Annotated in this window: 39 protein-coding genes; 32 read left to right on the top strand and 7 right to left on the bottom strand. The window is 58.9% G+C overall.

Going from position 1 to position 25263, the window contains the following annotated elements:
- Positions 1-61 precede the first annotated feature (61 nt).
- The 32 genes from rpsG to rplQ all read left to right on the top strand — a co-directional run bounded on the left by rpsG (position 62) and on the right by rplQ (position 17678).
- A complete protein-coding gene (gene rpsG, locus ACE3O2_RS03165; RefSeq protein WP_374334776.1) occupies positions 62-532 on the top strand; it encodes a 30S ribosomal protein S7 in 471 nt (156 codons plus the stop codon).
- Between the two features lie 56 nt (positions 533-588).
- Positions 589-2685 (top strand): elongation factor G, encoded by a 2097-nt coding sequence (gene fusA, locus ACE3O2_RS03160; protein WP_168876415.1) that lies wholly within the window; start codon positions 589-591, stop codon positions 2683-2685.
- Positions 2686-2720: 35 nt separating this feature from the next.
- Positions 2721-3911: an elongation factor Tu gene (tuf, locus tag ACE3O2_RS03155; RefSeq protein ID WP_168876414.1), complete on the top strand. Its 1191-nt coding sequence runs from the start codon at positions 2721-2723 to the stop codon at positions 3909-3911.
- Between the two features lie 15 nt (positions 3912-3926).
- Positions 3927-4238, top strand: a complete 312-nt coding sequence (gene rpsJ, locus ACE3O2_RS03150) for a 30S ribosomal protein S10 (protein WP_168876413.1) — start codon at positions 3927-3929, stop codon at positions 4236-4238.
- A gap of 94 nt (positions 4239-4332) precedes the next feature.
- The gene (gene rplC / locus ACE3O2_RS03145) at positions 4333-4977 is read left to right on the top strand and encodes a 50S ribosomal protein L3 (RefSeq protein ID WP_374334775.1); all 645 of its coding nucleotides are present in this window, start codon (positions 4333-4335) and stop codon (positions 4975-4977) included.
- On the top strand, positions 4977-5597 hold the full coding sequence (gene rplD, locus ACE3O2_RS03140; RefSeq protein ID WP_168876411.1) for a 50S ribosomal protein L4: 621 nt from the start codon (positions 4977-4979) through the stop codon (positions 5595-5597). Before rplC ends, rplD begins: the two co-directional genes overlap by 1 nt.
- Positions 5594-5896 carry a 50S ribosomal protein L23 gene (gene rplW / locus ACE3O2_RS03135; RefSeq protein WP_168876410.1) on the top strand — a complete coding sequence of 101 codons (303 nt, stop codon included), beginning with the start codon at positions 5594-5596 and terminating at the stop codon, positions 5894-5896. Before rplD ends, rplW begins: the two co-directional genes overlap by 4 nt.
- 10 nt (positions 5897-5906) lie before the next feature.
- Positions 5907-6740 (top strand): 50S ribosomal protein L2, encoded by an 834-nt coding sequence (gene rplB, locus ACE3O2_RS03130; RefSeq protein WP_374334774.1) that lies wholly within the window; start codon positions 5907-5909, stop codon positions 6738-6740.
- A 5-nt stretch (positions 6741-6745) separates the two neighbouring features.
- The gene (gene rpsS, locus ACE3O2_RS03125; RefSeq protein ID WP_168876408.1) at positions 6746-7021 is read left to right on the top strand and encodes a 30S ribosomal protein S19; all 276 of its coding nucleotides are present in this window, start codon (positions 6746-6748) and stop codon (positions 7019-7021) included.
- A 9-nt stretch (positions 7022-7030) separates the two neighbouring features.
- A complete protein-coding gene (gene rplV, locus ACE3O2_RS03120) occupies positions 7031-7360 on the top strand; it encodes a 50S ribosomal protein L22 (protein ID WP_168876407.1) in 330 nt (109 codons plus the stop codon).
- A 9-nt stretch (positions 7361-7369) separates the two neighbouring features.
- Positions 7370-8077 (top strand): 30S ribosomal protein S3, encoded by a 708-nt coding sequence (gene rpsC / locus ACE3O2_RS03115; protein WP_168876406.1) that lies wholly within the window; start codon positions 7370-7372, stop codon positions 8075-8077.
- Positions 8061-8480: a 50S ribosomal protein L16 gene (gene rplP, locus ACE3O2_RS03110; RefSeq protein ID WP_168876405.1), complete on the top strand. Its 420-nt coding sequence runs from the start codon at positions 8061-8063 to the stop codon at positions 8478-8480. Before rpsC ends, rplP begins: the two co-directional genes overlap by 17 nt.
- Positions 8477-8665, top strand: a complete 189-nt coding sequence (gene rpmC, locus ACE3O2_RS03105) for a 50S ribosomal protein L29 (RefSeq protein ID WP_168876404.1) — start codon at positions 8477-8479, stop codon at positions 8663-8665. Before rplP ends, rpmC begins: the two co-directional genes overlap by 4 nt.
- A 1-nt stretch (position 8666) precedes the next feature.
- Positions 8667-8924 (top strand): 30S ribosomal protein S17, encoded by a 258-nt coding sequence (rpsQ, locus tag ACE3O2_RS03100; RefSeq protein WP_168876403.1) that lies wholly within the window; start codon positions 8667-8669, stop codon positions 8922-8924.
- A gap of 142 nt (positions 8925-9066) precedes the next feature.
- A complete protein-coding gene (rplN, locus tag ACE3O2_RS03095; RefSeq protein ID WP_168876402.1) occupies positions 9067-9435 on the top strand; it encodes a 50S ribosomal protein L14 in 369 nt (122 codons plus the stop codon).
- Positions 9436-9444: 9 nt separating this feature from the next.
- Positions 9445-9762, top strand: coding sequence for a 50S ribosomal protein L24 (gene rplX, locus ACE3O2_RS03090; RefSeq protein ID WP_374334773.1), 318 nt, complete (start codon positions 9445-9447; stop codon positions 9760-9762).
- A gap of 2 nt (positions 9763-9764) precedes the next feature.
- Positions 9765-10304 carry a 50S ribosomal protein L5 gene (gene rplE, locus ACE3O2_RS03085; protein ID WP_168876400.1) on the top strand — a complete coding sequence of 180 codons (540 nt, stop codon included), beginning with the start codon at positions 9765-9767 and terminating at the stop codon, positions 10302-10304.
- A 7-nt stretch (positions 10305-10311) separates the two neighbouring features.
- A complete protein-coding gene (gene rpsN / locus ACE3O2_RS03080; protein ID WP_168876399.1) occupies positions 10312-10617 on the top strand; it encodes a 30S ribosomal protein S14 in 306 nt (101 codons plus the stop codon).
- Between the two features lie 15 nt (positions 10618-10632).
- The gene (rpsH, locus tag ACE3O2_RS03075) at positions 10633-11031 is read left to right on the top strand and encodes a 30S ribosomal protein S8 (protein WP_168876398.1); all 399 of its coding nucleotides are present in this window, start codon (positions 10633-10635) and stop codon (positions 11029-11031) included.
- A 12-nt stretch (positions 11032-11043) separates the two neighbouring features.
- Positions 11044-11577: a 50S ribosomal protein L6 gene (gene rplF, locus ACE3O2_RS03070; RefSeq protein ID WP_168876397.1), complete on the top strand. Its 534-nt coding sequence runs from the start codon at positions 11044-11046 to the stop codon at positions 11575-11577.
- A gap of 13 nt (positions 11578-11590) precedes the next feature.
- Positions 11591-11944, top strand: a complete 354-nt coding sequence (rplR, locus tag ACE3O2_RS03065) for a 50S ribosomal protein L18 (protein ID WP_168876396.1) — start codon at positions 11591-11593, stop codon at positions 11942-11944.
- Between the two features lie 11 nt (positions 11945-11955).
- Positions 11956-12462 (top strand): 30S ribosomal protein S5, encoded by a 507-nt coding sequence (gene rpsE, locus ACE3O2_RS03060; protein WP_168876395.1) that lies wholly within the window; start codon positions 11956-11958, stop codon positions 12460-12462.
- Between the two features lie 4 nt (positions 12463-12466).
- A complete protein-coding gene (gene rpmD / locus ACE3O2_RS03055) occupies positions 12467-12652 on the top strand; it encodes a 50S ribosomal protein L30 (RefSeq protein WP_168876394.1) in 186 nt (61 codons plus the stop codon).
- Between the two features lies 1 nt (position 12653).
- Entirely contained in the window at positions 12654-13088 is a 435-nt protein-coding gene (gene rplO, locus ACE3O2_RS03050) for a 50S ribosomal protein L15 (RefSeq protein ID WP_168876393.1), read from the top strand.
- 8 nt (positions 13089-13096) lie between these two features.
- Positions 13097-14413: a preprotein translocase subunit SecY gene (gene secY / locus ACE3O2_RS03045; protein WP_168876392.1), complete on the top strand. Its 1317-nt coding sequence runs from the start codon at positions 13097-13099 to the stop codon at positions 14411-14413.
- Positions 14414-14427: 14 nt separating this feature from the next.
- Positions 14428-14646: a translation initiation factor IF-1 gene (gene infA, locus ACE3O2_RS03040; protein ID WP_168876391.1), complete on the top strand. Its 219-nt coding sequence runs from the start codon at positions 14428-14430 to the stop codon at positions 14644-14646.
- A 27-nt stretch (positions 14647-14673) separates the two neighbouring features.
- Positions 14674-14787 (top strand): 50S ribosomal protein L36, encoded by a 114-nt coding sequence (rpmJ, locus tag ACE3O2_RS03035; protein ID WP_168876390.1) that lies wholly within the window; start codon positions 14674-14676, stop codon positions 14785-14787.
- Positions 14788-14841: 54 nt separating this feature from the next.
- Complete coding sequence (gene rpsM / locus ACE3O2_RS03030) at positions 14842-15204, top strand: 30S ribosomal protein S13 (protein WP_168876389.1); 363 nt, start codon at positions 14842-14844, stop codon at positions 15202-15204.
- Between the two features lie 14 nt (positions 15205-15218).
- Positions 15219-15611 (top strand): 30S ribosomal protein S11, encoded by a 393-nt coding sequence (gene rpsK, locus ACE3O2_RS03025; protein ID WP_168876388.1) that lies wholly within the window; start codon positions 15219-15221, stop codon positions 15609-15611.
- A 24-nt stretch (positions 15612-15635) separates the two neighbouring features.
- A complete protein-coding gene (gene rpsD / locus ACE3O2_RS03020) occupies positions 15636-16259 on the top strand; it encodes a 30S ribosomal protein S4 (protein ID WP_168876387.1) in 624 nt (207 codons plus the stop codon).
- A 27-nt stretch (positions 16260-16286) separates the two neighbouring features.
- On the top strand, positions 16287-17270 hold the full coding sequence (locus ACE3O2_RS03015; RefSeq protein WP_168876386.1) for a DNA-directed RNA polymerase subunit alpha: 984 nt from the start codon (positions 16287-16289) through the stop codon (positions 17268-17270).
- A 12-nt stretch (positions 17271-17282) separates the two neighbouring features.
- Entirely contained in the window at positions 17283-17678 is a 396-nt protein-coding gene (gene rplQ / locus ACE3O2_RS03010) for a 50S ribosomal protein L17 (RefSeq protein ID WP_168876385.1), read from the top strand.
- A gap of 79 nt (positions 17679-17757) precedes the next feature.
- Here the strand turns inward: rplQ and ACE3O2_RS03005 are convergent, their stop codons facing one another.
- The 7 genes from ACE3O2_RS03005 to ACE3O2_RS02975 all read right to left on the bottom strand — a co-directional run bounded on the left by ACE3O2_RS03005 (position 17758) and on the right by ACE3O2_RS02975 (position 25262).
- Positions 17758-18534, bottom strand: a complete 777-nt coding sequence (locus ACE3O2_RS03005) for an MBL fold metallo-hydrolase (RefSeq protein ID WP_374334770.1) — start codon at positions 18532-18534, stop codon at positions 17758-17760.
- A 102-nt stretch (positions 18535-18636) separates the two neighbouring features.
- Positions 18637-19524: an HDOD domain-containing protein gene (locus tag ACE3O2_RS03000; protein WP_374334769.1), complete on the bottom strand. Its 888-nt coding sequence runs from the start codon at positions 19522-19524 to the stop codon at positions 18637-18639.
- 36 nt (positions 19525-19560) lie between these two features.
- Entirely contained in the window at positions 19561-20559 is a 999-nt protein-coding gene (locus ACE3O2_RS02995) for an NAD(P)H-quinone oxidoreductase (protein ID WP_374334768.1), read from the bottom strand.
- Positions 20560-20614: 55 nt separating this feature from the next.
- Positions 20615-22321 (bottom strand): putative bifunctional diguanylate cyclase/phosphodiesterase, encoded by a 1707-nt coding sequence (locus ACE3O2_RS02990; RefSeq protein ID WP_374334767.1) that lies wholly within the window; start codon positions 22319-22321, stop codon positions 20615-20617.
- Positions 22318-22767, bottom strand: a complete 450-nt coding sequence (locus ACE3O2_RS02985; protein WP_374334766.1) for a response regulator — start codon at positions 22765-22767, stop codon at positions 22318-22320. The genes ACE3O2_RS02990 and ACE3O2_RS02985 overlap by 4 nt, the downstream gene beginning before the upstream one ends.
- 11 nt (positions 22768-22778) lie before the next feature.
- Positions 22779-24674 (bottom strand): ATP-binding protein, encoded by a 1896-nt coding sequence (locus ACE3O2_RS02980; RefSeq protein WP_374334765.1) that lies wholly within the window; start codon positions 24672-24674, stop codon positions 22779-22781.
- 270 nt (positions 24675-24944) lie between these two features.
- The gene (locus tag ACE3O2_RS02975) at positions 24945-25262 is read right to left on the bottom strand and encodes a YiiD C-terminal domain-containing protein (RefSeq protein WP_374334764.1); all 318 of its coding nucleotides are present in this window, start codon (positions 25260-25262) and stop codon (positions 24945-24947) included.
- Between the last annotated feature and the right edge of the window lies 1 nt (position 25263).

Genomic DNA, 25263 nt, shown 5'->3' with positions numbered 1-25263 from the left:
ATCTGATGGATGGTCGCGAGTGGCCAAGCCACTCAACTGAACCGTTAGTAAAGGAAGTAACATGCCACGTCGTCGTGAGGTTCCCAAGCGTGAAGTCTTGCCGGACCCGAAATTTGGTAACAAAGACCTGACAAAGTTCATGAACACGATCATGGAGGACGGCAAGAAGTCCGTCGCCGAGCGTATCGTGTACGGTGCTCTGGAACAAATCAGCAAGAAGTCCGGCAAGGACGCGCTGGAAGTGTTCACCCAGGCACTGTCGAACGCCAAGCCGATGGTTGAAGTGAAGAGCCGTCGTGTTGGTGGCGCGAACTATCAGGTTCCCGTGGAAGTGCGTCCGGCTCGTCGTATGGCATTGGCGATGCGCTGGATTCGCGAAGCGGCTCGCAAGCGTGGCGAAAAATCGATGGACCAGCGTCTGGCTGGTGAACTGATTGACGCAGCGGAAGGCCGCGGCGGCGCCATGAAGAAGCGTGACGAAGTGCACCGCATGGCTGAAGCCAACCGCGCGTTTGCTCACTACCGCTTCTAAGCGGTGGGTTTGTGAACCCGATGTTCTTTATCAACTTGTTGACAAGGTAGTGAGCTGTGGCACGCAAGACACCTATCGAACGATATCGCAATATCGGCATCAGTGCGCACATTGATGCCGGCAAGACTACGACCACCGAACGCATTCTGTTCTACACCGGTGTGTCGCACAAAATCGGTGAAGTGCACGACGGTGCAGCCACCATGGACTGGATGGAGCAAGAGCAGGAACGGGGTATTACCATTACCTCCGCTGCGACGACCTGCTTCTGGCGTGGCATGGATGGCAAGTACCCCGAGCACCGCATCAACATCATCGACACCCCGGGTCACGTGGACTTCACCATTGAGGTGGAACGCTCCATGCGTGTACTGGATGGTGCCTGCATGGTGTACTGTGCGGTAGGTGGCGTGCAGCCGCAGTCGGAAACCGTATGGCGTCAAGCCAACAAGTACGGTGTGCCCCGGCTCGCCTTTGTCAACAAGATGGACCGTCAGGGTGCCAACTTCTTCCGCGTCTTTGACCAGATGAAGCTGCGCCTGAAGGCCAACCCTGTTGCCATTCAGATCCCGATCGGCGCTGAAGACACCTTCGAGGGTGTGATCGACTTGGTCACCATGAAGGCCATCTACTGGGATGAAGCTTCGCAAGGCATGAAGTTCGAGCTGCGCGACATCCCGGCCAACCTGCAGGCAACTGCCCAGGAATGGCGTGAGAAGATGGTTGAAGCCGCCGCCGAATGCTCCGAAGACATGATGAACAAGTACCTGGAAGAAGGTGACTTGTCCGTTGAAGATGTGAAGCACGGTCTGCGTGCGCGTACCATCGCCAGCGAGATCGTGCCGATGATGTGTGGCACCGCCTTCAAGAACAAGGGCGTGCAGGCCATGCTGGATGCGGTGATCGACTACCTGCCGGCGCCGACCGACATTCCGCCGGTTGCAGGTACCGACGAAAGCGGTGCTCCGGCTTCGCGTGCTGCGGATGACTCCGCTGCGTTCTCTTCTTTGGCCTTCAAGCTGATGAACGACCCGTACGTCGGCCAGCTGACCTTCTTCCGCGTGTACTCCGGTGTGGTGAACTCCGGTGATACCGTGCTGAACTCGGTCAAGGACAAGAAAGAGCGTATTGGCCGTATCGTGCAGATGCACGCGGCTGACCGCAAGGAAATTGACGAAGTGCGCGCTGGTGACATCGCTGCGGCCATCGGCCTGAAAGATGTGACCACCGGTGAAACCCTGTGCGATCCGAACAATGTGATCGTGCTGGAACGCATGGAATTCCCGGAGCCGGTGATTCACGTTGCCGTTGAGCCGAAGACCAAGGCTGACCAGGAAAAGATGGGTCTGGCACTGGGTCGTCTGGCCAAGGAAGATCCGTCGTTCCGCGTGCGTACCGATGAAGAATCGGGTCAGACCATCATTTCCGGTATGGGCGAGCTGCACCTGGAAATTCTGGTTGACCGCATGAAGCGTGAATTCGGCGTTGAAGCCAACGTTGGCGCACCGCAAGTGGCTTACCGTGAAACCATCCGTGCTTCGGTTGAGCAAGAAGCCAAGCACGTCAAGCAGTCCGGTGGTAAGGGTCAGTATGGTCACGTGGTGATCAAGCTGGAGCCTATGGGCGAAGGCGGTGGCTACGAGTTTGTCGATGAGATCAAGGGTGGCGTGATTCCGCGCGAATTCATCCCGTCTTGCGACAAGGGCATCCAGAACACCCTGAAGAGCGGTATTCTGGCCGGCTTCCCGGTGGTGGACGTTCGCGTTCGCCTGATCTTCGGTTCCTACCACGATGTGGACTCCTCGCAGCTGGCGTTCGAACTGGCCGCCTCCATGGCGTTCAAGGACGGCATGCGCAAGGCTCAGCCGGTGCTGCTGGAGCCGATGATGGCGGTGGAAATCGAAACCCCGGAAGAGTACATGGGTGACATCATGGGTCATCTGTCTTCTTGCCGCGGCATCATCCAGGGTATGGATGACAACCCGGCAGGTGGCAAGATGCTGAAGGCTGAAGTTCCGCTGGCCGCCATGTTCGGTTACTCGACCACGCTGCGCTCCATGTCGCAAGGTCGTGCAACCTACTCGATGGAATTCAAGCACTACGCTGAAGCGCCGCGCCAAGTGGCCGACGCCGTGATCAACAGCAAGAAGTAAGCATATTCACTCTATAGCTAAGGAAGAGAATCAAGATGGCTAAGGAAAAATTCACGCGGACCAAGCCGCACGTCAACGTAGGTACCATTGGTCACGTTGACCACGGCAAGACCACCCTGACCGCAGCGATCACCACCATTCTGTCGAAGAAGTTCGGTGGCGAAGCCAAGGGCTACGACCAGATCGACAGCGCGCCGGAAGAAAAGGCCCGCGGTATTACCATCAACACCGCACACGTCGAGTACGAAACCGAAGGCCGCCACTACGCACACGTGGACTGCCCGGGTCACGCCGACTACGTGAAGAACATGATTACCGGTGCCGCCCAGATGGACGGCGCCATCCTGGTGTGCTCCGCAGCTGACGGCCCGATGCCGCAAACCCGCGAGCACATCCTGCTGGCCCGCCAGGTTGGCGTGCCGTACATCATCGTCTACCTGAACAAGGCAGACTTGGTGGACGACGCCGAACTGCTGGAACTGGTGGAAATGGAAGTGCGCGAGCTGCTGTCCAAGTACGATTTCCCGGGTGACGACACCCCGATCGTGACCGGCTCCGCCAAGCTGGCGCTGGAAGGTGACCAGTCCGAATACGGCGAACCGTCCATCTTCAAGCTGGCCGCTGCACTGGACAGCTACATCCCGGAGCCGGAACGCGCCATCGACGGCACCTTCCTGATGCCGGTAGAAGACGTATTCTCCATCTCCGGTCGTGGTACCGTGGTGACCGGTCGTGTTGAACGCGGCATCATCAAGGTCGGCGAAGAAGTGGAAATCGTTGGTCTGAAGGCCACCATCAAGACCACCTGCACCGGCGTGGAAATGTTCCGCAAGCTGCTGGACCAAGGTCAAGCGGGTGACAACGTTGGCGTGCTGCTGCGCGGCACCAAGCGTGAAGAAGTCGAGCGTGGCCAAGTGCTGGCCAAGCCGGGTTCGATCACCCCGCACACCAAGTTCAGCGCCGAGATCTACGTGCTGAGCAAGGATGAAGGCGGCCGTCACACCCCGTTCTTCAACGGCTACCGTCCGCAGTTCTACTTCCGTACCACCGACGTGACCGGTGCGGTTGAACTGCCGGAAGGCACCGAAATGGTGATGCCGGGCGACAACGTGTCGATCAAGGTAGCCCTGATCGCCCCGATCGCGATGGAAGACGGTCTGCGCTTCGCGATTCGCGAAGGTGGTCGCACGGTTGGCGCCGGTGTGGTTGCCAAGATCATCGAATAATCAAAGGCGACTATCATGCAGAACCAAAAGATCCGCATCCGCCTCAAGGCATTCGATTATCAACTGATCGACCGCTCGGCCCAGGAAATCGTTGACACTGCCAAGCGCACTGGCGCTGTGGTCAAGGGTCCGGTTCCGCTGCCGACCAAGATCGAACGTTTTGACGTGCTGCGTTCGCCGCACGTGAACAAGACGTCTCGTGACCAGTTCGAAATCCGTACCCACCTGCGCCTGATGGACATCGTGGACCCGACGGACAAGACGGTTGACGCGTTGATGAAGCTGGACCTGCCGGCTGGGGTCGACGTAGAGATCAAGTTGCAATAATCTGCAACTGCTGTTAGAATCGCGGGCTCGCTCTATTGCGAGCCCGTTTTTCATTTTTCGGTCAATCGTAACCGAGCCTGAAAAGGAAATTATTATGAGTTTAGGACTTGTCGGTCGCAAGGTCGGCATGACCCGCATTTTTACCGATGATGGTGCCACCATCCCGGTAACGGTGCTGGATCTGTCGCACAACCGTATTGCGCAAATCAAGACCCCGGATGTGGATGGCTATGCCGCCCTGCAGATTGCAGTGGGCGAGCAAAAAGCCAGCCGTATCAACAAGGCATTGGCTGGTCATCTGGCCAAGGCCGGGGTTGAAGCAGCGCAGGAACTGGCCGAGTTCCGCGTGGCCGCTGACGCGCTGGCTTCTTTCCAGCCGGGTCAGGCCCTGTCGGTTGAGCTGTTTGCTGCGGGTCAGCTGGTCGATGTGACCGGTACCACCCAAGGTAAGGGCTTCTCCGGTGTGATCAAGCGTCACAACTTCTCTTCCAACCGTGCTTCCCACGGTAACTCCCGCTCCCACAATACGCCGGGCTCCATCGGCCAGGCGCAGGATCCGGGTCGCGTGCTGCCGGGCAAGAAAATGGCCGGTCAGTACGGTAACGTGAAGCGTACCGTGCAGTGCCTGGAAGTGGTGCGGGTTGACGCTGAGCGTCAATTGCTGCTGGTGAAGGGTGCGGTGCCAGGCTCCAAGGGTGGCAGCGTGGTGGTACGTCCCAGTGTGAAGGCGGGTGCGTAATGGAACTGAAAGTTATCAATGATACCGGTGCAGTGGTGGGGTCGCTGACAGCTTCCGACGCCCTGTTTGGCCGTGATTACAATGAAGATCTGGTGCACCAGCTGGTGACCGCTTACCGTGCCAATGGCCGTAGCGGTAACCGTGCGCAAAAGGGTCGCAGCGAAGTGGCCAAGTCCAATCGCAAACCCTGGCGCCAGAAGGGTACGGGCCGCGCTCGTGCCGGTCGTGCTTCCAGCCCGATCTGGCGTGGCGGTGGCAAGATTTTCCCGAACCTGCCGGAAGAAAACTTCACCCAGAAGGTGAACCGCAAGATGTACCGCGCCGGTGTGGCCGCCATCCTGTCGCAGCTGGTGCGTGAAGACCGCCTGCTGGTTCTGGATGCGCTGGCAATCGATGCGCCGAAGACCAAGGAATTCGTGGGCAAGCTGAAAGCCATGGGTCTGGAAAACGTCCTGCTGGTGTCGCACGAAATCACCGAAAACCTGTTCCTGGCTTCTCGCAACGTGGTGTCCGCCCTGGTGCTGGAAGTGCCCGAAGCAGATCCGGTGAGCCTGGTGCGCTTTGACAAGGTTGTGCTGACCCGTGAAGCGGTGAAGCAGTTTGAGGAGTGGCTGGCATGAGCTTTAATCAAGAACGTCTGATGCAAGTGCTGCTGGCTCCGCAGATTTCCGAAAAGAGCACCCGCTTGGCCGACAAGTTCGAGCAAGTGGTGTTCAAGGTGGTGAAGGATGCTACCAAGCCGGAAATCAAGGCGGCAGTCGAACTGCTGTTCAAGGTGCAGGTTGAATCGGTGCAAGTGGCCAACATGAAGGGCAAGCAAAAGCGCTTCGGCAAGGTCATGGGTCGCCGCAAGGACTGGAAGAAGGCCTTCGTGTGCCTGAAGCCGGGCCAGGAAATCAACTTCGCGGCTGGCGAATAAGGAGTCCATAATGGCTATCGTTAAAGTAAAACCGACTTCCGCTGGTCGCCGTGCCGTCGTCAAGGTCGTGACCCCGGGTCTGCACAAGGGTCGCCCACACGCTGCGCTGCTGGAAAGCCAGTCGCAGAAGTCCGGCCGTAACAACAACGGTCACATCACCACCCGTCATCGTGGCGGTGGTCACAAGCACCATTACCGCGTGATCGACTTCCGTCGCAACAAGGATGGCATCCCGGCAACCGTGGAACGCATCGAGTACGATCCTAACCGTACCGCCCACATTGCTCTGGTGTGCTACGCCGACGGCGAACGTCGCTACGTGGTGGCCAACAAGGGCCTGAAGGTGGGTGCGCAGCTGGTCAGCGGCTCTGAAGCCCCGATCAAGGTAGGTAACGCCCTGCCGCTGCGCAACATCCCGGTGGGTACCACCATTTGTCTGGTGGAAATGCGTCCGGGCAAGGGTGCCCAGCTGGCTCGCTCCGCAGGTACTTCGGTACAGCTGCTGGCTCGCGAAGGCCTGTACGCTCAGCTGCGTCTGCGCTCTGGCGAAATCCGCAAGGTGCACGTGGACTGCCGCGCGACCATCGGTGAAGTGGGTCACGAAGAGCACAGCCTGCGCTCCTACGGCAAGGCCGGCGCCATCCGTTGGCGTGGTATTCGCCCGACCGTTCGCGGTGTGGCGATGAACCCGATCGACCACCCGCATGGTGGTGGTGAAGGTCGTACCTCCGCTGGTCGTCATCCGGTCAGCCCGTGGGGTCAGAAGACCAAGGGCCTGCGTACCCGCAGCAACAAGCGGACTACCGGCATGATCGTACGTCGCCGCTTCTCGAATAAAGGGTAATCAACATGGCACGTTCCATTAAAAAGGGCCCGTTTGTTGACGGTCACCTGCTCAAGAAAGTCGAGACCGTGCGCGCGACCAACGACAAGCGCCCGATCAAGACCTGGTCTCGTCGTTCCACCGTTCTGCCGGATTTCGTGGGCCTGACCATCGCCGTTCATAACGGTCGTCAGCACGTTCCGGTGTACGTGAACGAAAACATGGTTGGCCACAAGCTCGGCGAATTCGCGCTGACCCGTACGTTCAAGGGTCACGCTGCCGACAAGAAGGCAAAGCGCTAAGGGGGCGTCATGCAAGTTTCTGCTGTATTGAAGAATGCTCGCCTCTCGGCGCAAAAATGCCGTCTGGTGGCTGATCTGGTCCGTGGCAAGTCCGTGGACCAGGCTTTGAACATCCTGCAGTTCTCGCCGAAGAAGGGTGCCACCCTGATTCGCGCGCTGCTGGAATCCGCGATTGCCAACGCCGAGCATAACGAAGGCGCTGACATTGACACGTTGAAGATCACCACGATCTACGTGGACAAGGGTCCTTCCCTGAAGCGTTTCTCCGCCCGTGCAAAGGGCCGTGGGAACCGCATCGAGAAGCAGACGTGTCACGTTACGCTGACTGTTGGTGAATAAGGAATAGCCATGGGACAGAAAATTCATCCGACCGGGTTCCGGCTGGCCGTTACCAAAAACTGGGCTTCCAAGTGGTACGCCAGCAGCCGTAACTTCGGCAAGATGCTGAACGAGGACCTGCAGGTGCGTGAGTACCTGAAGAAGAAGCTCAGCCACGCAGCCGTGAGCCGCGTTGTCATCGAGCGTCCTGCCAAGAACGCCAAGATCACCATTTTCAGCGCCCGTCCGGGCGTGGTGATCGGCAAGAAGGGCGAGGACATCGAAGGTCTGCGCAGCGCACTGCAAAAGATGCTGGGCGTGCCGGTGCACGTCAACATCGAAGAAGTCCGCAAGCCGGAAACCGATGCTCAGCTGATTGCTGACAACATCGCTGCGCAGCTGGAAAAGCGCGTGATGTTCCGTCGTGCCATGAAGCGTGCCATGCAAAACGCCATGCGTCTGGGTGCCCAGGGCATCAAGATCATGAGCGCTGGCCGTCTGAACGGTATCGAAATTGCCCGTACCGAATGGTACCGCGAAGGCCGTGTGCCGCTGCACACCCTGCGTGCCGACATCGACTATGCCGTGTCTGAAGCCAAGACCACTTACGGCATCATCGGTATCAAGGTTTGGGTTTACAAGGGCGAAATGGGTAGCCAGCCGGTTCAAGTGGCTGCACCTGCCGAGCCGGAAAAGAAATCTCGCAAGCCGGGGGCTAAACATGCTGCAGCCAACTAGGACTAAGTTCCGCAAGCAACAGAAGGGTCGCAACAAGGGTATCGCGACCCGTGGCACGAACGTCAACTTTGGCGAATTCGGCCTGAAGGCGACCGGCCGTGGCCGTCTGACCGCGCGTCAGATCGAAGCTGCCCGTCGTGCGATGACCCGTTACATCAAGCGCGGTGGCCGTATCTGGATCCGTGTGTTCCCGGACAAGCCGATCTCCTCCAAGCCGGCTGAAGTGCGGATGGGTAACGGTAAGGGTAGTCCGGAATACTGGGTTGCAGAAATCCAGCCGGGCAAGGTGTTGTATGAGATGGACGGCGTGAGCGAAGAAGTTGCCCGCGAAGCCTTCCGTCTGGCGGCAGCCAAGCTGCCGTTCCTGACGACCTTTGTGGTCAGAATGGTGGGTCAACAATGAAAGCCTCTGAACTGCGTGCAAAAAGCCCGGCAGAGCTGCAGGAAGAACTGCTGTCGCTGCTGAAGGCGCAATTTGGCCTGCGTATGCAGCATGCCACTCAGCAACTGGCCAAGACCAGCGAACTGAAGAACGTACGCCGCGACATCGCTCGCGTTCGTACCCTTCTGCGTGAAAAGGCGGAATAACATGACTGATGTGAAAGTTAACCGCTCGCTGACCGGTCGTGTTGTCAGCGACAAGATGAACAAGACCGTTACGGTCCTGGTCGAACGTCGCGTGAAGCACCCGCTGTATGGCAAGGTGATTCGTCTGTCGAAGAAGTATCACGCACATGACGAAAACAACGAGTATGGTATTGGTGACGTGGTGGTGATTGAAGAGTGCCGCCCGATCTCCCGGACCAAAGCATGGACCGTGAAGCAGCTGGTTGAGAAAGCTCGCTGATATTTCTATTGCAAACCGATTCCGTTTGCTTTAGAATGCCGGTTCTTTGTGGCGCGGCTATCCGCGCCACACCCCTTTCTACGGGGTCCAAAACTGGCCGGCTGCGATTGTCGCAAACGGAATAAGTTGGAGTTTAAATACCATGATTCAAATGCAAACCCGACTCGATGTCGCGGATAACACCGGTGCACGCTCTGTAATGTGCATCAAGGTGCTCGGCGGCTCCAAGCGTCGTTATGCAACCATTGGCGACATCATCAAGGTGTCGATCAAGGATGCGGCGCCGCGTGGTCGTGTCAAGAAGGGCGATGTTTACAGTGCTGTGGTGGTGCGTACTGCCAAGGGCGTTCGTCGTGCAGACGGTTCCCTGGTGAAGTTCGACAGCAACGCCGCTGTGCTGCTGAACAACAAGCTCGAGCCGATCGGCACCCGGATTTTCGGGCCGGTGACGCGTGAGCTGCGTACCGAGCGCTTCATGAAGATTGTTTCGCTGGCGCCGGAAGTTATCTAAGAGGTCACCATGCAGAAAATTCGCAAAGGCGACGATGTCATCGTGATCGTCGGTAAAGACAAGGGCAAGCGTGGCATCGTGAAGGTGGTTCAGGCCGATGGCTATATCGTCGTCGAAGGTGTGAACGTTGCCAAGAAACACGTCAAGCCGAACCCGGTTAAGGGTGTGGCTGGCGGGATTGTTGCTGTTGAAAAGCCGCTGCACGCTTCGAACGTGGCGCTGTTCAACCCGGCAACGCAGAAGGCCGACCGCGTCGGCTTCAAGCTGCTTGAAGACGGCAAGAAAGTGCGTGTCTTCAAGTCCAATGGCGAACAGGTTGGGGCGTAAAGATGGCGCGTCTGTACGATTACTACAAGTCGACGGTGGTGCCGGAACTGATTAAACAGTTCGGCTACAAGTCGATCATGGAAGTGCCGCGGATCGAAAAGATCACCCTGAACATGGGTGTGGGTGAAGCGGTTGCCGACAAGAAGGTGATGGAATTCGCCGTGGCCGACATGCAGAAGCTGGCTGGCCAGAAACCGGTGGTGACCTTGTCGAAGAAGTCGATTGCCGGCTTCAAGATTCGTGACAACTATCCGGTGGGCTGCAAGGTTACCTTGCGCCGCGAGCGGATGTATGAATTCCTGGATCGCCTGGTGACCATCGCCATGCCGCGTATCCGCGACTTCCGTGGTGTGTCTGCCAAGTCCTTTGATGGCCGTGGCAACTACAATATGGGTGTCAAGGAACAGATCATGTTCCCGGAAATCGACTACGACAAGGTCGACGCACTGCGTGGCATGAACATCACCATTACCACTACTGCGAAGACGGACGACGAGGCTCGCGCTCTGCTGGCTGCGTTCCGCTTCCCGTTCAAGAACTGAGGGCGTCATGGCTAAGTTGGCGTTGATCAACCGTGAAGAAAAGCGTGAAAAGCTGGTGGCCAAGTTTGCCGCCAAGCGTGAAGCGCTGATTGCCATCATCAACAACCAGTCGCTGAGCGAAGAAGAACGTTTCGCCGCACGCGTCAAGCTGCAAGCGCTGCCGCGCAATTCCAGCCCGGTGCGTCTGCGTAATCGTTGCCAGCTCACCGGTCGTGCGCGTGGCGTGTTCCGCAAGTTCGGTCTGGGTCGCAGCAAGTTGCGTGATGCAGCTTTCCGCGGCGAAGTGCCGGGCATGACCAAAGCAAGCTGGTAAGCGAGGTAAGTACAAATGAGCATGAGTGATCCGATTGCGGATATGCTGACTCGCATCCGGAATGCCCAGCAGGCTGGCAAGTCGTCTGTGGCAATGCCGTCGTCCTCCCTGAAGGTGGCTATTGCCGCCGTGCTGAAGGACGAAGGCTATGTGGATGCGTTCTCCGTGGCTGATGAAGCGGGTAACAAGAAAACCCTGACCATCGAACTGCGTTACTACGCGGGTCGTCCGGTCATTGAGCGCCTCGAGCGCGTTTCCCGTCCTGGTCTGCGGATTTACAAGGGCCGTGACGACATGCCGACCGTGATGAACGGTCTGGGCGTGGCCATCGTTTCCACCTCGCGTGGTGTGATGACCGATCGCAAGGCCCGTGCACAAGGCGTCGGCGGCGAACTGCTGTGCGTCGTGGCATAAGGGGGTAAGCGAATGTCTCGAGTAGCTAAGAATCCAGTTGCCCTGCCTAGCGGCGTGAGCGCAACCATCACCGCTGGCGACATTACCGTCAAGGGCCCGCTCGGTTCGCTGAGCCAGGCGCTGACGGGTGCCGTCAAGGTGGAACAAACCGGTAATGACCTGGTGTTTTCCGCGGCTGAAGAAACCCGTCACGCACGTGCCATGTCCGGTACGCTGCGCGCGCTGGTGGCCAATATGGTCAAGGGCGTGAGCGTGGGCTTCGAGCGCAAGCTGCAGCTGGTTGGCGTGGGTTACCGTGCCGCTGCTGCCGGCGACGTGGTGAACCTGACGCTGGGCTTCTCCCACCCTGTGGCTCACAAGCTGCCGGAAGGTGTGAAGGCCGAAACCCCGACGCAGACTGAAATTGTGCTGAAGGGTGCGGACAAACAGCGTGTTGGTCAGACTGCTGCCGAAATTCGCGCGTACCGTTCTCCTGAGCCTTACAAGGGCAAGGGGATCCGCTACGCCGATGAGGTGGTGGTGATCAAAGAAACCAAGAAGAAATAATTAGGGCCAGGTCATGGATAAGAAACAGTCTCGTCTGCGCCGCGCACGCAAAACCCGTGCACGCATTGCAGAGCAGAAGCAAGTTCGCCTGACGGTGTACCGTAGCAACACCCATATCTACGCGCAGATCATTGCGGCTAACGGCTCGGAAGTGCTGGCTGCTGCCTCTTCGCTGGATAAGGATGTGCGCACGTCGCTGAGCAATGGCGGCAACATCAAAGCGGCAGAGCTGATCGGCCAGCGTATCGCTGAAAAGGCGAAGGCTGCCGGCGTCACTCAGGTTGCGTTCGACCGCTCTGGCTTCCAATACCACGGCCGTATCAAGGCACTGGCTGATGCAGCCCGCGCCAACGGTCTTGAGTTCTAATCGAGGTAATCATGGCCAAAGTTGAGATGGACGATCGCAACGAGGGTTTGCGCGAAAAGATGGTCTCCGTCAACCGTGTGACCAAGGTAGTGAAGGGTGGCCGTATTCTGGGCTTCGCTGCACTGACCGTGGTGGGTGACGGAGACGGTGGCATCGGCATGGGCAAGGGCAAGTCGAAAGAAGTGCCGGTTGCCGTGCAAAAGGCAATGGAAGAAGCACGTCGCAAGATGGCTAAGGTGCCGATGAAGAATGGTACCTTCCACCACACCGCTGTGGGCCGTCATGGTGCTACTACCGTGATGATCCAGCCGGCACCCGATGGTACCGGTATCAAGGCTGGTGGCGCGATGCGTGCCGTATTCGAGGTGATGGGCGTGCACAACGTGTCCGCCAAGTGCCACGGTTCGACCAATCCGTACAACGTGGTTCGTGCGACGATCAATGGCCTGCTGGCCATGTCGACCGCTGCGGACATTGCTGCCAAGCGCGGCAAGACCGTTGAAGAAATTCTGGGGTAAGGCCATGTCTGACAAGAAAACCATCAAGGTGACCTTGGTCAAGAGCCTGATCGGTCGTCTGGAATCCCACCGCGCCTGCGTGCGTGGCCTCGGTCTGCGCCGGGTCGGCAGCAGCGCTGTGGTGCTGGATACCCCGGAAAACCGCGGCATGATCAACAAGGTTCATTACCTGCTGAAGTGCGAGGGTTAACATGTTTTTGAACACGATTCAGCCGGCTGAAGGCAGCAAGCACGCCAAGCGTCGCGTCGGTCGCGGTATCGGCAGCGGCCTAGGCAAGACTGCTGGCCGTGGTCACAAAGGTCAGAAGTCCCGTTCCGGCGGTTTCCACAAGGTGGGCTTTGAAGGCGGTCAAATGCCGCTGCAACGCCGCCTGCCGAAGCGCGGTTTCAACTCCCTGACCCGTGGCGATGTGGTGGAAGTGCGTCTGTCCGAGCTGGCCAAGCTGCCGGTGACCGATGTGGATCTGCTGGTCCTGAAGCAAGCCGGTGTGGTTTCCGGCCGTGCCAAGGGTGCCAAGCTGGTTCTGTCTGGTACGGTTGACCGCGCTTACAAGCTGTCCGGCGTCCTGGCAACCAAGGGTGCAGCAGCAGCCATCGTTGCTGCTGGTGGCTCGGTGGGTGAATAAGACCAACCATGGCTAATGCAAACCCGTTGGCCGCTGTTGCGGGCAAGTTTGGTGACCTGAAGCAGCGGCTGTGGTTTTTGCTGCTGGCCTTGATTGTGTACCGGATCGGGACCTATATCCCGATTCCGGGCATCGATCCGGCGCAATTGGCCAAGCTGTTCTCGGATAACCAGAACGGTTTGGCTGGCTTGTTCAACATGTTCTCCGGCGGCGCGGTACAGCGTGCGTCGGTGTTCGTGTTGGGCATTTCGCCTTACATCACCGCTTCGATCCTGATGCAACTGGCTGCAGAAATGCTGCCGTCGCTGAAGGAGCTGAAGAAAGATGGTGAGGCAGGCCGCCGCAAGGTTACGCAGTACACCCGTTATGCGACGTTGGTGCTGGCGCTGTTCTGGGCCTTCTTCATGGCGCGCTCGCAAATGGCGCTGCGCTTGCCTAATGTCAGCCCGGCAGAGTTTGTGCTGACCACCATGGTGAGCCTGGTTGCGGGTTCGATGTTCCTGATGTGGCTGGGTGAGCAGATTACGGAACGGGGTCTGGGTAATGGTATCTCGGTGTTGATCACCGCGGGTATTGTGTCGGGCCTCCCGGGTGCCATCAGCCATGTGTTGACCTTGGCTGCCAGCGATTCCCGCTGGATTCTGGGGTCGATCCTGCTGCTGGTGTTTGCCTTGCTGGTTGTCGCTGCGGTGGTGTTTGTAGAGCGGGGTCAGCGCAAGCTGATCGTGAACTACCAGCGCCGTCAGGTGGGCAACAAGGTGATGCAGGCGCAGTCCAGCCACATGCCGCTGAAGGTCAACATGTCGGGTGTGATGCCCGCCATCTTTGGCTCGACCTTGCTGTTGATCCCGACGACCATTACCGGTTTTGCGGGTAACAGTGAAAACCCGGTGATGCTGGCGTTGAAAGACATTTCCAGCATGATGCAGGTGGGTAGCCCGTTGCATATGGTGTTGTTTGCCGCTGCGATCATTTTCTTCAGCTACTTCTATACCGCCCTGACCTTCAACCCGAAGGACATGGCAGATAACCTGAAGAAGAGTGGTGCCGTACTGCCAGGTGTGCGTCCAGGTGAGCAAACCGGGCGTTACATTGAGGCGGTGGTGTTGCGGTTGACGTTGACGGGTGCGTTGTACATGGTAGCGGTGTGTTTGATTCCCGACTTCCTGTCCAGTGCCCTGAATACCCAGATCCTGTTTGGGGGAACGTCGATCCTGATCGTTGTCGTCGTGTCGATGGACTTCATGGCTCAGGTCCAGGCGCAGATGATGTCCCAGCAATACGAAAGTCTCTTGAAGAAAGCCAACTTCAAGGGCGCCAATTAAGACGGGTTGGTTGAATGGCAAAGGAAGAAACAATCCAGATGCAGGGCGAGGTTCTTGAGAACCTACCCAATGCAACGTTCCGGGTGAAGCTCGAAAACGGCCATGTCATTCTGGGACATATTTCCGGCAAGATGCGTATGCACTACATCAAGATCCTGCCGGGCGACAAGGTAACCGTTGAACTGACCCCTTATGACCTGAGCAAAGCTCGGATCATTTTCCGGGCGAAGTAACCGGGCAATATAGAGTAGGAATTCATCATGCGTGTACAAGCTTCTGTTAAGCCAATTTGCCGCAAGTGCAAAGTGATTCGTCGCAACCGCGTTGTGCGAGTCATCTGCAGCGACCCTCGGCACAAGCAGCGTCAAGGCTGATTTGACCTTGACAAGTTTGTTTGATTATAATCACTGATTTTTTAGGGGTGTTTCATGGCCCGTATTGCAGGCGTAAATATTCCGAATCATCAGCATGCTGAGATCGCGCTGACCGCCATTTATGGTATCGGCCGCACTCGTGCGCGGGTGATTTGTGACAAGGCTGGTGTTGGTTACAGCACCAAGATGAAGGACGTCAGCGACGCTGACATGGAAAAGCTGCGTGACGAAGTCGCAAAGTTCACCGTTGAAGGTGACCTGCGCCGTGAAGTGACGATGAGCATCAAGCGACTGATGGATCTGGGCTGCTACCGTGGCATGCGTCATCGCCGTGGTTTGCCGGTGCGCGGCCAGCGTACCCGCACCAATGCGCGCACTCGCAAGGGTCCGGTCAAGGTCGTTTCCAACAAGAAGTAATCTAAGGATCACTCATGGCTAAGGCTACTGCTGCGCGCGTGCGCAAGAAGGTCAAGAAGAGTGTTGCGGAAGGCATCGTCCACGTACACGCTTCTTTCAACAACACCATCATCACCATCACCGACCGTCAGGGCAACGCTCTGTCGTGGGCGACGGCGGGTGGCGCTGGCTTCAAGGGTTCTCGCAAGAGTACCCCGTTTGCTGCGCAGGTGGCTGCTGAGCAAGCTGGCAAAGTGGCTCAGGAGTATGGAGTCAAAAACCTGGAAGTGCGTATCAAGGGCCCGGGCCCGGGTCGCGAATCCGCTGTGCGTGCTCTGAACGCACTCGGCTTCAAGATCACCAGCATTTCCGACGTGACGCCGGTCCCGCACAACGGGTGCCGTCCGCCGAAGAAGCGTCGCATCTAATCATCCAACGATTGGAGAACATTCGTGGCAAGGTATATTGGTCCAAAGTGCAAACTGTCCCGCCGGGAAGGCACTGACCTGTTTTTGAAGAGCGCTCGTCGCTCGATTGATTCCAAGTGCAAGATTGATGTCGCTCCGGGCCAGCATGGTGCCAAGAGCGGTCAGCGTCAGTCCGATTTCGCTGTTCAGCTGCGTGAAAAGCAGAAGATCCGCCGTATTTATGGCGTGCTGGAGCGTCAGTTCCGCCGCTACTTTGAAGAGGCCGCCCGCCGCAAGGGTTCGACCGGTGAAAACCTGTTGAAGCTGCTGGAAAGCCGCCTGGACAACGTCGTTTATCGCATGGGCTTTGGCTCCACGCGTGCAGAAGCACGCCAGCTGGTGAGCCACTGCGCGATCCTGGTGAACGGCCAGAGCGTCAACATCGCTTCCTACCAAGTGAAGGCCAGCGATGTGGTGTCCGTTCGTGAGAAGTCGAAGAAGCAAACCCGTATCGTTGAAGCACTGGCACTGGCTGAGTCCATCGGCTTCCCGAGCTGGGTTTCGGTCGACCCGAAGAAGATGGAAGGTACGTACAAGAGCGCACCGGAACGTTCGGAACTGTCGAGCGACATCAACGAACAACTGGTCGTCGAATACTACTCCAAGTAATCCGTCTGCCATTACTGGGAATCGACTATGCATAGCAGTGCACATGAATTTCTGAAACCCCGTGTGATCGAGGTCGAGAACCTCACCGCTGAGCACGCCAAGGTGGTGATGGAGCCGTTTGAGCGCGGCTACGGTCACACGCTGGGCAACTCGCTGCGCCGCATCCTGCTGTCCTCGATGCCGGGCTATGCCGTAACGGAAGTCAAGATTGACGGCGTGGTGCATGAATATTCTTCGCTGGATGGTGTGCAGGAAGACGTTGTCGACCTGCTGCTGAACCTGAAGGGTATCGTGTTCAAGCTGCACAACCGTTCTTCCGTGGTGCTGAACCTGAAGAAGGAAGGCCCGGGCCCGGTGGTGGCCGGTGATATCCAGCTGAGCCATGATGTTGAGCTGGTGAACCCGGATCACGTGATCGCCAACCTGACCGCTAACGGCAAGTTGTCGATGGAACTGCGGGTGGAAGCCGGTCGCGGCTATCAGCCGTCGCACGTACGTGCCAAGAACGACGAAGGTCGTGCCTTGGGTACCTTGCTGCTGGACGCTTCGTTCAGCCCGGTACGTCGTGTCAGCTACGCGGTGGAAAGCGCCCGTGTGGAACAGCGGACGGACCTGGACAAGCTGGTGATGGACATCGAGACCAACGGCTCGATCGATCCGGAAGAGGCCGTGCGCTATGCTGCACGTGTCCTGATGGATCAACTGTCGGTGTTTGCTGATCTGGAAGGGACCACTGCAGAAGTGGCTCAGCCGGAAGCGCCGCAGTTTGACCCGATCCTGCTGCGTCCGGTGGACGATCTGGAATTGACCGTTCGTTCGGCCAACTGCCTGAAGGCAGAAAATATTTACTACATTGGTGACCTGATTCAGCGTACCGAGACCGAGCTGTTGAAGACCCCGAACTTGGGCCGCAAATCCTTGAATGAAATCAAGGAAGTGCTTGCCTCCAAGGGTCTGGTGCTGGGTGTGAAGCTGGAAAACTGGCCGCCTGCCAATCTGGAAAAAGCTTAAAAAGGTTGAATCATGCGTCATGGTAATGGCAATCGGAAACTGAACCGTACTTCCAGCCACCGTCAGGCGATGCTGCGCAACCTGGCCAATGCCCTGCTGAAGCACGAAGTCATCAAGACCACGCTGCCGAAGGCGAAGGAACTGCGCCGGGTGGCTGAGCCCCTGATCACGCTGGGCAAGAAGCCCTCGCTGGCTAACCGCCGTCTGGCATTTGCCCGCACTCGCGATCGCGACATCGTCAGCAAGCTGTTTGACGAACTGGGCCCGCGCTACCAGAACCGCAACGGCGGTTACCTGCGCGTGCTGAAGTTCGGCTTCCGCCAGGGTGACAATGCGCCGATGGCGTTGGTCGAGCTGGTGGATCGTCCGGATGTGGACGTGGTGGCTGAGGAAGCTGCTGAGGCTTGAGTCTTCAAGCCTGCGCAAAAAAGCCCTGCACTTGCAGGGCTTTTTTGTTTACTGCGCTGCTGACGCAGGAGCGTACGGGTCACGACGCAGGCAGCCGATAATGGCTCGGCGTCATCAGGTCGATGCCGCAGGGTAGATCGCTGATCCAGTCGAGGAAGGCGTGAATCATGGCCCTGCCCTTGAACGGCTTGCCGTGCTGCGGCACCAGCCATTCCAGATCCAGTTCGCGCACCATGTCTGCCCAATAGCGTGTCACTTTCTGGCCGCACATATAGCGCTGGTGGAAGCCACGCATGCTGCGCAGGTGGGCGTCAAAGTCCTTGACCGGCTGCATGGCATCATCGTGGTCCACCATCGAGGCCCCCATATCGCCGGAGAACAGGATCTTGGCCTTCGGGTCATAGAACTGGAAATTGCCTTCCGAGTGCAGGAAGTGCGCCGGCACGGCCAGAATCTTGCTTTTGCCCAGGCGGATGTGCATACCGGGATCGGGGATCGGGATGATGCGGTTGTCGGTGCTGCCAATTGAGCAGAAGTGTGGAACGAAGCGTGCCCACACTTGCGACACCATCACCTTGCACTCGGTGTGCACCAGCCATTTGTTGAGCGAGGCGACGATGTCCGGGTCGGCATGCGAGGCCAGTACATAATCCAGCCCATTGGGGGGGAAGCGGGCGTGCATGGCCATGCGCAATGCGTTATAGGTCATGTTGCCACCGGGGTCGATCAGCGCGCCGTGGCCGCTGTCAACAATCAGGAACTGGTTGGCTTGTACGGCGTGATCGTTGGGGTCGTCTACCAGGTCGGCAAACATCAGGCAGGCATGTTCACCATCGTTATAGAGTTCAATTGCCATTTTCATCTTCCTTGCGCAAGTGCGCATTGAAGCATGAAGAGATTGGCAAACGTTAGACGCAAGTCAAGGTTTTGTGCCGTAACTATACTTCTGGTCAGGTATTTATTGTTGCGGCAGCCAGGCCGCCACGGGTGAGACGCCATACCAGTCCCACTCGCGCCCTGCCTTCAGGATCATGCGCCGGATATGGTCCCAGGTCTGTTCCGGGCTTAGGCCAAGGAATTGTTGTGCGGCCTTGTAGTCATCCGGCAGCGCGGCATCGTGCAGGCCATTGGCGGCATGGCGTGCCAGCGAAACGGCAAGGACAACATTGTGAACGCGGGGTGAGCGCTGGTCTTGCTGGTCATCCATCAGCGCTTGCAGCAAAGCGGGTAAATGCCATTGTCGGGCCAGCTCCTGCTGCAGTTCGGGGAGCGGAAAGCCTAGCACCTGCTTTTGTGCCTGTGCACTGCGCATGCCCGGATTGTCCTGCTGCAGCTGGCGGATCTGGCTGGCCAGTGAGGGCGCAAAGCACCACAGCAACATCTCGCCGGCATCGTGCAGCAGGGCGGCAATGGTCACTTCGTCCGATTCCAGATCATGCCGCAGCCGGGACCAGTCCTCAGCAAACAAGGCTGCGTGTCGCGCGCGGCTCATGACCCGTAGCACGCCATGCAGGGCATCGGGATAGGGCTGCAGATGGGTTTCCAGTGTGGGCAAGTCCTGAAACGCGCGGAAGAAGGGCCCGAGCCCCATCATCATGATGGCATGGGCGATGGTGGTGACTTCAGTTTGCTGGCTGGGCGCACGGTGCGATTGCAGATAGCGTAAAACCCGCAAGGTCATCATCGGATCGTGCAGGATGACACGTGACAAATCCCGGCCCGTAATCTGGTCCAGCCGCTGATGGAGTGCCGCCAGCTCATCCACGGTGCGCTGGAGCACGGGCAGTGGTGCACGCTCCAGATAAAGCGCCCAGGCGTGCAGATTGGGTAAGGCGGCAGTCAGCATGACAGATTCCCGCGGAAGTAATCTTCAGTATAGTGCTTAGGCCGCGCCTTTGCTCAGCAACAGCAGTTTACCCACATGCCGATGTTGCAGCAGCGCATGATGCGCCTGTTCGGCGTCGGCCATCGGATAGCGTGCATGCACCATGGGTTTGATCCGGCCATCTTCCAGCATGGGCCATACCGTTTGGCGTATCTGCTGCGCCATGCGAATCTTGCGCTCGGTGGACTGCGCCCGCAGGGTCACGCCAAACAGCTGTAAACGCTTGGCCAGCATCAAACCCAGGTCCACCTCACTATGGCGCCCCCCCTGGAAGGCAATGATGGCAATGCGTCCACCGGTGTGGCACAAGCGCTGATGGGAGAGGGTATAGTCACCACCGACCATGTCCATCACCACGTCCACCCCGCCGGCCAACTCGATAAAAGGGGTGAAATCATGCTGCTGGTAATTGATAGCCTGCTTCGCCCCCAGCTGCAGGCAGGCGGCACACTTCTCGTCGTTGCCGGCCGTTGTATAGAGCGGGTGGCCCGCTGCAGCCAGCCATTGCAAAGCGTAGACGCCGATGCCGCTGCTGCCGCCATGGATCAATACTGATTCTCCGGGCTGCAAATGGGCATGGTCATACAAGGTGTTTTGTACCGTGAACAAAGCCTCGGGCAAGGAGGCCGCGTCTTCCAGCGTCCAGCCTGCCGGGATCGGCATACAGAGTCGGGCATCGGCCACAACGTATTCGGCGTAGCCACCGCCATCCAGTAATGCGCAGACGTGATCGCCCACCTGCCACTGGCTGACGTGGGTGCCACACGCCACCACTTCACCGGAGACTTCCACTCCCAACAGCGGTGAGGCCCCATCGGGAACCGGGTAATGCCCCATGCGTTGCAGGTGATCCATGCGGTTGACCCCGCAAGCGGTGACCTTGATCAGGACTTGGTGGGGGGCAGGATGAGGGCGGGCAATTTCCTGCCAGCGCAGATTCCGTTCCGGGCTGCGGTTATCAACGATGATGGCATGCATGGTCAGCATGGAGGGCATGACGGGTCTCGTTCAGGGCGGATGATCACAGCATAGCATGCCGTTGCCCATGCCTTCAGCGCAGGCGCAAGGTGTGCTGCAATTGTTCCTGCATGTGAGCTGCAGGCCGGGGAGGGTGGGGGAGCTGACCTTGCACACGGTCAAACCCCAGCTCACGCAGCAGCATCAATTGGGCCGGGGTTTCCACGCCACAGGCTGCCGCGTGCAGTTGCAAGGAGTGGGCGACGTGTCGGGTGGCTTCCACCACGGCACGAACTACTTCATTATCCAGCAACTGCCGCGTGCACTCACGGTCTACCTTGATGCCACAAATGGGGTAGTGCTGGAGCTGCCCAAAGGAGGCATAGCCGGTACCAAAGTGATCCAGCACCAGGCCAAATCCTGCCTGTTGCAAGCGCAAGGGGCGGCGATCCTGCTTACGGTGCAGCTCAAGCAAGGCTTCCTCACTGATTTCCAGTTCCAGCTGTTGCGGAAGAATGCCACTCCGGTCGCACCATTGCTGCAACAATTCGACCAAGGGGTCGCGCAACAGCAGGCGCCCACTCAGATTGATGCCGTAGCGGAGTGATGTTTGCAGCGACTTGGGTAGCTGTGCCTGGAATTGCGCCAGTGACTGTAACGTCCACTCCAGCAAAGGCTGCATCAACCCCAGCTCTTCGGCGTGACCCAGGAATGCTTCCGGCTGCAGCAAGCCCTGCTGTGGGTGTCGCCAGCGCAGCATGACTTCCAGCGCCACCACCTCACCCGTGCCCAGCGCAAATTGCGGCTGGTAGTACAGCTCGAACTCATCTTGCTGCATGGCCTGCAACAGATGATTATGGATATCCCGGCGCTCGCGGATGCTTTGCTGCATGGCCTCTGTAAAGAAGTGATAGGTGTTTTTGCCACTGTCTTTGGCGCTGTAGAGGGCCGTGTCGGCATCCCGGATCAGGGTTTCCGCTTCGGCTGGGCCATCCGGATAGGTGGCAATGCCGATGGAACAGGTAACAAAGTAGGGCTTGCCTTCCAGCGGGAATGGCTCGCGCAGTGCCATCAAGATTTTCTCGGCAATGTGCGCAGGGGTCTGCTTGCGCTGATAGCCTTCGGCCACGACCAGGAACTCATCACCACCGATGCGGGCCACCATGTCCTGCACCCGCAGGGCACATTTCAAGCGATGGGCAATACCGATGAGCAAGGCATCGCCCACCCGGTGACCTAGCGTGTCATTGATCTCCTTGAAGCGGTCCAGGTCGATGAACATCACCGCCAGCTGACGGTCATCGCGCTGGCAGCGGGCCAGTGCATGCTCCAGGTAGTCGTAGACACCCGTCCGGTTCAGCAAGCCGGTGAGGGCATCGTGCATGGCCATGGTGCGCAGCAGGCGCTCATGCCGCTTGCGCTCCAGCGCGTGCTGAATGGCCCGGGTCAGCAACGGTGCACTGAGCTCACCCTTGGGCAGGTAGTCGGCGGCCCCTTTCAGCATGGCCTGCTGGTCGATGCTGAGGCTATCCTGATGTGTCAACAGCAACAAGGGGCGCGTGCAGCCCAGCGCGGTCATTTCCTCGATCAGCCCGATACCGTCATGGGCGCCCAGATGGTAGTCCACCAGATAGACGTCATCGTGGCCTTGCAGGATGCGCTTGCGTGCTGTGTCGTAGTCCGCTACCTGCTCCAGCTGGTAGCGGACCTGTTCCTCCGCACGCAGCAAAGGCTGGATCAGCAGCCGCTCCTCCGGATCATCATCAATCAGCAAGACCTTGATCAGCGGTGTGCGCATCATGTCACCGGGTGTTTGGGCAGCTGCACGATGCTCAGCCAGTAGTGGCCCAATGACTGCATGGCTGCGACCAGGTTATCGAACAGCACCGGCTTGGTGATGAAGGAGTTGGCGCCCAGGTCGTAGCTGCGGAAGACATCTTCCTCCTCACGCGAAGTGGTCAACACCACCACGGGCAAATGGCGTAGCTGCGGGTGGTTGCGTATGGCCTGCAAGGCACTGCGGCCATCCATGCGCGGCATGTTGAGGTCCAGCAGGATCAGGTCAGGGAGTGCCATCTCCGGGTTCTGCAGTGACTGTTGCAGTCGTTGCATCAGGTAGACACCATCTGCCACAAACTCCAGCTGGTTGTGCAGGCGGGCAGCTTCCAGTGCCTTGCGGGTCAGCAGGCAATCCTCCTGGTCATCATCCGCAATCAGCAGGGAAATCGGGCGCATCAGATCAGGCATGGCGGATGTCCTTAAGCCGGCAAATCCAGGATAAACGTCGCCCCGGCGCCGGGGCGGCCTTCGGCGGTGATCTGGCCACGGTGCCGCTCAACGATTTTCTTGCAGATGGCCAGGCCAATGCCCGTCCCCTCGTATTGCTCACGCCCATGCAGGCGCTGAAAAACCTTGAAGATCCGCTCAGCATATTGCTGCTCAAAGCCAATGCCGTTGTCGCAGATCAGAATGCGCCACTGCGGTTTGCGGTGGGGCAGGCGGTAAGGCTCCGCATGAATCCGGATTTCGGGTGGTACGTCTGGGCGGGTGTACTTCAGGGCATTGCTGAGCAGGTTGAGGAACACTTGCTGCAGCTGCACCGGATCGCCGGTCAGGGTGGGCAGGCTACCCTCGATCTGCAGGCGGGCCTGGGTGTCCCGCAAAGGGATCTCCAGATCCTGTTGCACCTGCTCCAGCACCTCCGCCAGTGACACCGCTTCAAAGCGGCGCTGACTACGGGTGACCCGTGACAACTGCAGCAAATCCCGGATCAGCTGTTGCAGGCGCTGGGTGGCTTTGTTCATCAGCTGCAGGTACTGTTGCCCGGTATCGGGCAGGTAGGCTGCACATTCTTGCTGCAGCAAGTCGCTATACGCCAGGATTTTGCGCAAGGGTTCCTGCAGGTCATGTGAGGCCACAAAGGCAAAGTCTTCCAGTTCACGGTTGGTGGCTTCCAGTGCGGTCGCCTTGTCGCGCAGCGCCTGCTCGGTTTGCTTGCGCTGCGTGATGTCGGTGCCAATCGCCAGAATGTCGCGGATCGAGCCCTCTGCGGTGCGCCGAGGGGCGAACACCCAACTGTAGGTCTGTTTGCCGCTGGCTGCCGGCAGGCTGGTTTCCAGCTGCTGCGGGGGCTGCTGCCAGTCTGCTATGGCGGGCTGCTGGAACAGGACATGCCACGGTTGCCCATGCAGAAAAGGCAGTGCACTACCCAGCGCCTGCTCCAGTGCCGGGTTAGCCTGCTGTACATGTCCTGCCGGATCCAGCTGGCAGAGCAGGATGGGCGCGTGGGCGTACACATGCTGCAACAGCCCCTGGGTGTCCTGTAGCTGGTCGGCCGTGCGCAAGCGCTCCAGCTCGGTGCCGGCACGGGCAGCAAACAGGCGCAGGATGGTGCGCAATTGCGCCGACGGATGCAGCGGGTGCTGGTGCAGAACATTGACCAGACCAATGACCTGGCCTTGCCGGTCCCGCAAGGGGTAGCCGATGTAGCCAACCAGCCCATCTTCCTGCAGCATCAGATCTTCCGGGAAGCAGGTCTGCACATCATTCGGGTAACAGCACAGCTTGCCCTGCCGCAGTACCTGTTCGCAGGGAGAGCCGCTCAGCGGGTAGCGCACCGGGGGGACCGGTTGCCCCCGACGCCAGCCTGCGACGGTGCACAGCCACTCGGGTTGCACTGGGTCATGGGTGGATGCATACGCCTGATCGACCTGCAGCAGCCGGGCCAGTGCTTCGACCAGGGCCTGCAGAAAGTCGGCCCCCTGCAAGCCTGCCGTCTCGAGCAGCAGCGTGTCGATCGCTGCATCCAGTTGTGCCTGCTGCAAAATACGGTGCAGGTAGTGCGGCAGTGCCGGTAACAGCGGATCTTGCAGGATGTCGCCCGCGCCACCCTGCAGCAGGCGCAATACCGCCTCGTGCTGCAAGTCGGCTCCCAGCAGGATGAGTGGTACGTCCGGATGATGCTGACGCCAGTCAAGCAGCCGTTGCAGGTCTGCCATGGGGCTGTCATGCAGATCATAAAGCAGGCAGGCGGGGAGGGGCGCTTCAGGCAAAAGGGAGAGGGTGCAGGGCGCGGCCAGACTGTCCGGCCAGTAGGACCGGATCAAGGCATGGCGCGCCGGATGCGGCGCAAACAGCACACATTCTGCACTCATGAAAAATCGTGTTGCATCCCTAAGCCGTTAACCGCGCCACACCGGGCGACTGCTTCCTAACAATAATCCGTCGGCAGCGTGGCGAAAAGCGCTAGCCGTAGGGACCTGTCATTCCGGACAGGGAAGGCTCAGGCGTGTGGGCGAGGGAAGGCCGCAAACTGACCAAGGTGGCAGGCCGCCACGCGGTGGTCTGCCGTCAGCGCCTGGCTTTCCAGCGGCAGGCGGCCTCGCCCTTTGTGTTGCAGGGCGTGCAGGAAGTGATGCAGGGCTTCAGGAGTGGGGGGGCGGGCAGACGATCTGCAGGCTATCGGTGACCGGCAGGAGATAGCGCAGTTCGCTATGGCTGACCGCCACCGCCAGATCAAAGCCGGCGTGCCGGGCCTGTAGTGTGGTCATGGCCCAGCCGGACAGGGTCAGCAGGCTGGCCAGGCTACCGGCAAATGCGGTGCCTTTGTCATTGCGGTTGGCTGCCAGCGGCGCGCTGAAGTGGATGCCGTCCATGTCCGCCTGGACCACCTGCAACTGCATGGCCTGCAGCAGGGGAATCTGCTGCAGCTGTGCCAATAGCGCAGGGTCCACGCTGGACATG

Origin of the sequence: Leeia sp., assembly GCF_041909055.1 — a bacterium.
GTDB classification, from domain to species: domain Bacteria; phylum Pseudomonadota; class Gammaproteobacteria; order Burkholderiales; family Leeiaceae; genus Leeia; species Leeia aquatica.
Note: the sequence above shows the minus strand (reverse complement) of the source record. Positions and strands in the feature narration are given on the sequence as shown.

What these genes read in the sequence shown, in the direction of transcription:
- rpsG (WP_374334776.1), top strand. Translation starts at nt 62, where the DNA reads ATGCCACGTCGTCGTGAGGTTCCCAAGCGTGAAGTCTTGCCGGACCCG.
- tuf (WP_168876414.1), top strand. Translation starts at nt 2,721, where the DNA reads ATGGCTAAGGAAAAATTCACGCGGACCAAGCCGCACGTCAACGTAGGT.
- rpsJ (WP_168876413.1), top strand. Translation starts at nt 3,927, where the DNA reads ATGCAGAACCAAAAGATCCGCATCCGCCTCAAGGCATTCGATTATCAA.
- rplC (WP_374334775.1), top strand. Translation starts at nt 4,333, where the DNA reads ATGAGTTTAGGACTTGTCGGTCGCAAGGTCGGCATGACCCGCATTTTT.
- rplD (WP_168876411.1), top strand. Translation starts at nt 4,977, where the DNA reads ATGGAACTGAAAGTTATCAATGATACCGGTGCAGTGGTGGGGTCGCTG.
- rplW (WP_168876410.1), top strand. Translation starts at nt 5,594, where the DNA reads ATGAGCTTTAATCAAGAACGTCTGATGCAAGTGCTGCTGGCTCCGCAG.
- rplB (WP_374334774.1), top strand. Translation starts at nt 5,907, where the DNA reads ATGGCTATCGTTAAAGTAAAACCGACTTCCGCTGGTCGCCGTGCCGTC.
- rpsS (WP_168876408.1), top strand. Translation starts at nt 6,746, where the DNA reads ATGGCACGTTCCATTAAAAAGGGCCCGTTTGTTGACGGTCACCTGCTC.
- rplV (WP_168876407.1), top strand. Translation starts at nt 7,031, where the DNA reads ATGCAAGTTTCTGCTGTATTGAAGAATGCTCGCCTCTCGGCGCAAAAA.
- rpsC (WP_168876406.1), top strand. Translation starts at nt 7,370, where the DNA reads ATGGGACAGAAAATTCATCCGACCGGGTTCCGGCTGGCCGTTACCAAA.
- rplP (WP_168876405.1), top strand. Translation starts at nt 8,061, where the DNA reads ATGCTGCAGCCAACTAGGACTAAGTTCCGCAAGCAACAGAAGGGTCGC.
- rpmC (WP_168876404.1), top strand. Translation starts at nt 8,477, where the DNA reads ATGAAAGCCTCTGAACTGCGTGCAAAAAGCCCGGCAGAGCTGCAGGAA.
- rpsQ (WP_168876403.1), top strand. Translation starts at nt 8,667, where the DNA reads ATGACTGATGTGAAAGTTAACCGCTCGCTGACCGGTCGTGTTGTCAGC.
- rplN (WP_168876402.1), top strand. Translation starts at nt 9,067, where the DNA reads ATGATTCAAATGCAAACCCGACTCGATGTCGCGGATAACACCGGTGCA.
- rplX (WP_374334773.1), top strand. Translation starts at nt 9,445, where the DNA reads ATGCAGAAAATTCGCAAAGGCGACGATGTCATCGTGATCGTCGGTAAA.
- rplE (WP_168876400.1), top strand. Translation starts at nt 9,765, where the DNA reads ATGGCGCGTCTGTACGATTACTACAAGTCGACGGTGGTGCCGGAACTG.
- rpsN (WP_168876399.1), top strand. Translation starts at nt 10,312, where the DNA reads ATGGCTAAGTTGGCGTTGATCAACCGTGAAGAAAAGCGTGAAAAGCTG.
- rpsH (WP_168876398.1), top strand. Translation starts at nt 10,633, where the DNA reads ATGAGCATGAGTGATCCGATTGCGGATATGCTGACTCGCATCCGGAAT.
- rplF (WP_168876397.1), top strand. Translation starts at nt 11,044, where the DNA reads ATGTCTCGAGTAGCTAAGAATCCAGTTGCCCTGCCTAGCGGCGTGAGC.
- rplR (WP_168876396.1), top strand. Translation starts at nt 11,591, where the DNA reads ATGGATAAGAAACAGTCTCGTCTGCGCCGCGCACGCAAAACCCGTGCA.
- rpsE (WP_168876395.1), top strand. Translation starts at nt 11,956, where the DNA reads ATGGCCAAAGTTGAGATGGACGATCGCAACGAGGGTTTGCGCGAAAAG.
- rpmD (WP_168876394.1), top strand. Translation starts at nt 12,467, where the DNA reads ATGTCTGACAAGAAAACCATCAAGGTGACCTTGGTCAAGAGCCTGATC.
- rplO (WP_168876393.1), top strand. Translation starts at nt 12,654, where the DNA reads ATGTTTTTGAACACGATTCAGCCGGCTGAAGGCAGCAAGCACGCCAAG.
- secY (WP_168876392.1), top strand. Translation starts at nt 13,097, where the DNA reads ATGGCTAATGCAAACCCGTTGGCCGCTGTTGCGGGCAAGTTTGGTGAC.
- infA (WP_168876391.1), top strand. Translation starts at nt 14,428, where the DNA reads ATGGCAAAGGAAGAAACAATCCAGATGCAGGGCGAGGTTCTTGAGAAC.
- rpmJ (WP_168876390.1), top strand. Translation starts at nt 14,674, where the DNA reads ATGCGTGTACAAGCTTCTGTTAAGCCAATTTGCCGCAAGTGCAAAGTG.
- rpsM (WP_168876389.1), top strand. Translation starts at nt 14,842, where the DNA reads ATGGCCCGTATTGCAGGCGTAAATATTCCGAATCATCAGCATGCTGAG.
- rpsK (WP_168876388.1), top strand. Translation starts at nt 15,219, where the DNA reads ATGGCTAAGGCTACTGCTGCGCGCGTGCGCAAGAAGGTCAAGAAGAGT.
- ACE3O2_RS03015 (WP_168876386.1), top strand. Translation starts at nt 16,287, where the DNA reads ATGCATAGCAGTGCACATGAATTTCTGAAACCCCGTGTGATCGAGGTC.
- rplQ (WP_168876385.1), top strand. Translation starts at nt 17,283, where the DNA reads ATGCGTCATGGTAATGGCAATCGGAAACTGAACCGTACTTCCAGCCAC.
- ACE3O2_RS03005 (WP_374334770.1), bottom strand. Translation starts at nt 18,534, where the DNA reads ATGGCAATTGAACTCTATAACGATGGTGAACATGCCTGCCTGATGTTT.
- ACE3O2_RS03000 (WP_374334769.1), bottom strand. Translation starts at nt 19,524, where the DNA reads ATGCTGACTGCCGCCTTACCCAATCTGCACGCCTGGGCGCTTTATCTG.
- ACE3O2_RS02995 (WP_374334768.1), bottom strand. Translation starts at nt 20,559, where the DNA reads ATGCCCTCCATGCTGACCATGCATGCCATCATCGTTGATAACCGCAGC.
- ACE3O2_RS02990 (WP_374334767.1), bottom strand. Translation starts at nt 22,321, where the DNA reads ATGATGCGCACACCGCTGATCAAGGTCTTGCTGATTGATGATGATCCG.
- ACE3O2_RS02985 (WP_374334766.1), bottom strand. Translation starts at nt 22,767, where the DNA reads ATGCCTGATCTGATGCGCCCGATTTCCCTGCTGATTGCGGATGATGAC.
- ACE3O2_RS02980 (WP_374334765.1), bottom strand. Translation starts at nt 24,674, where the DNA reads ATGAGTGCAGAATGTGTGCTGTTTGCGCCGCATCCGGCGCGCCATGCC.
- ACE3O2_RS02975 (WP_374334764.1), bottom strand. Translation starts at nt 25,262, where the DNA reads ATGTCCAGCGTGGACCCTGCGCTATTGGCACAGCTGCAGCAGATTCCC.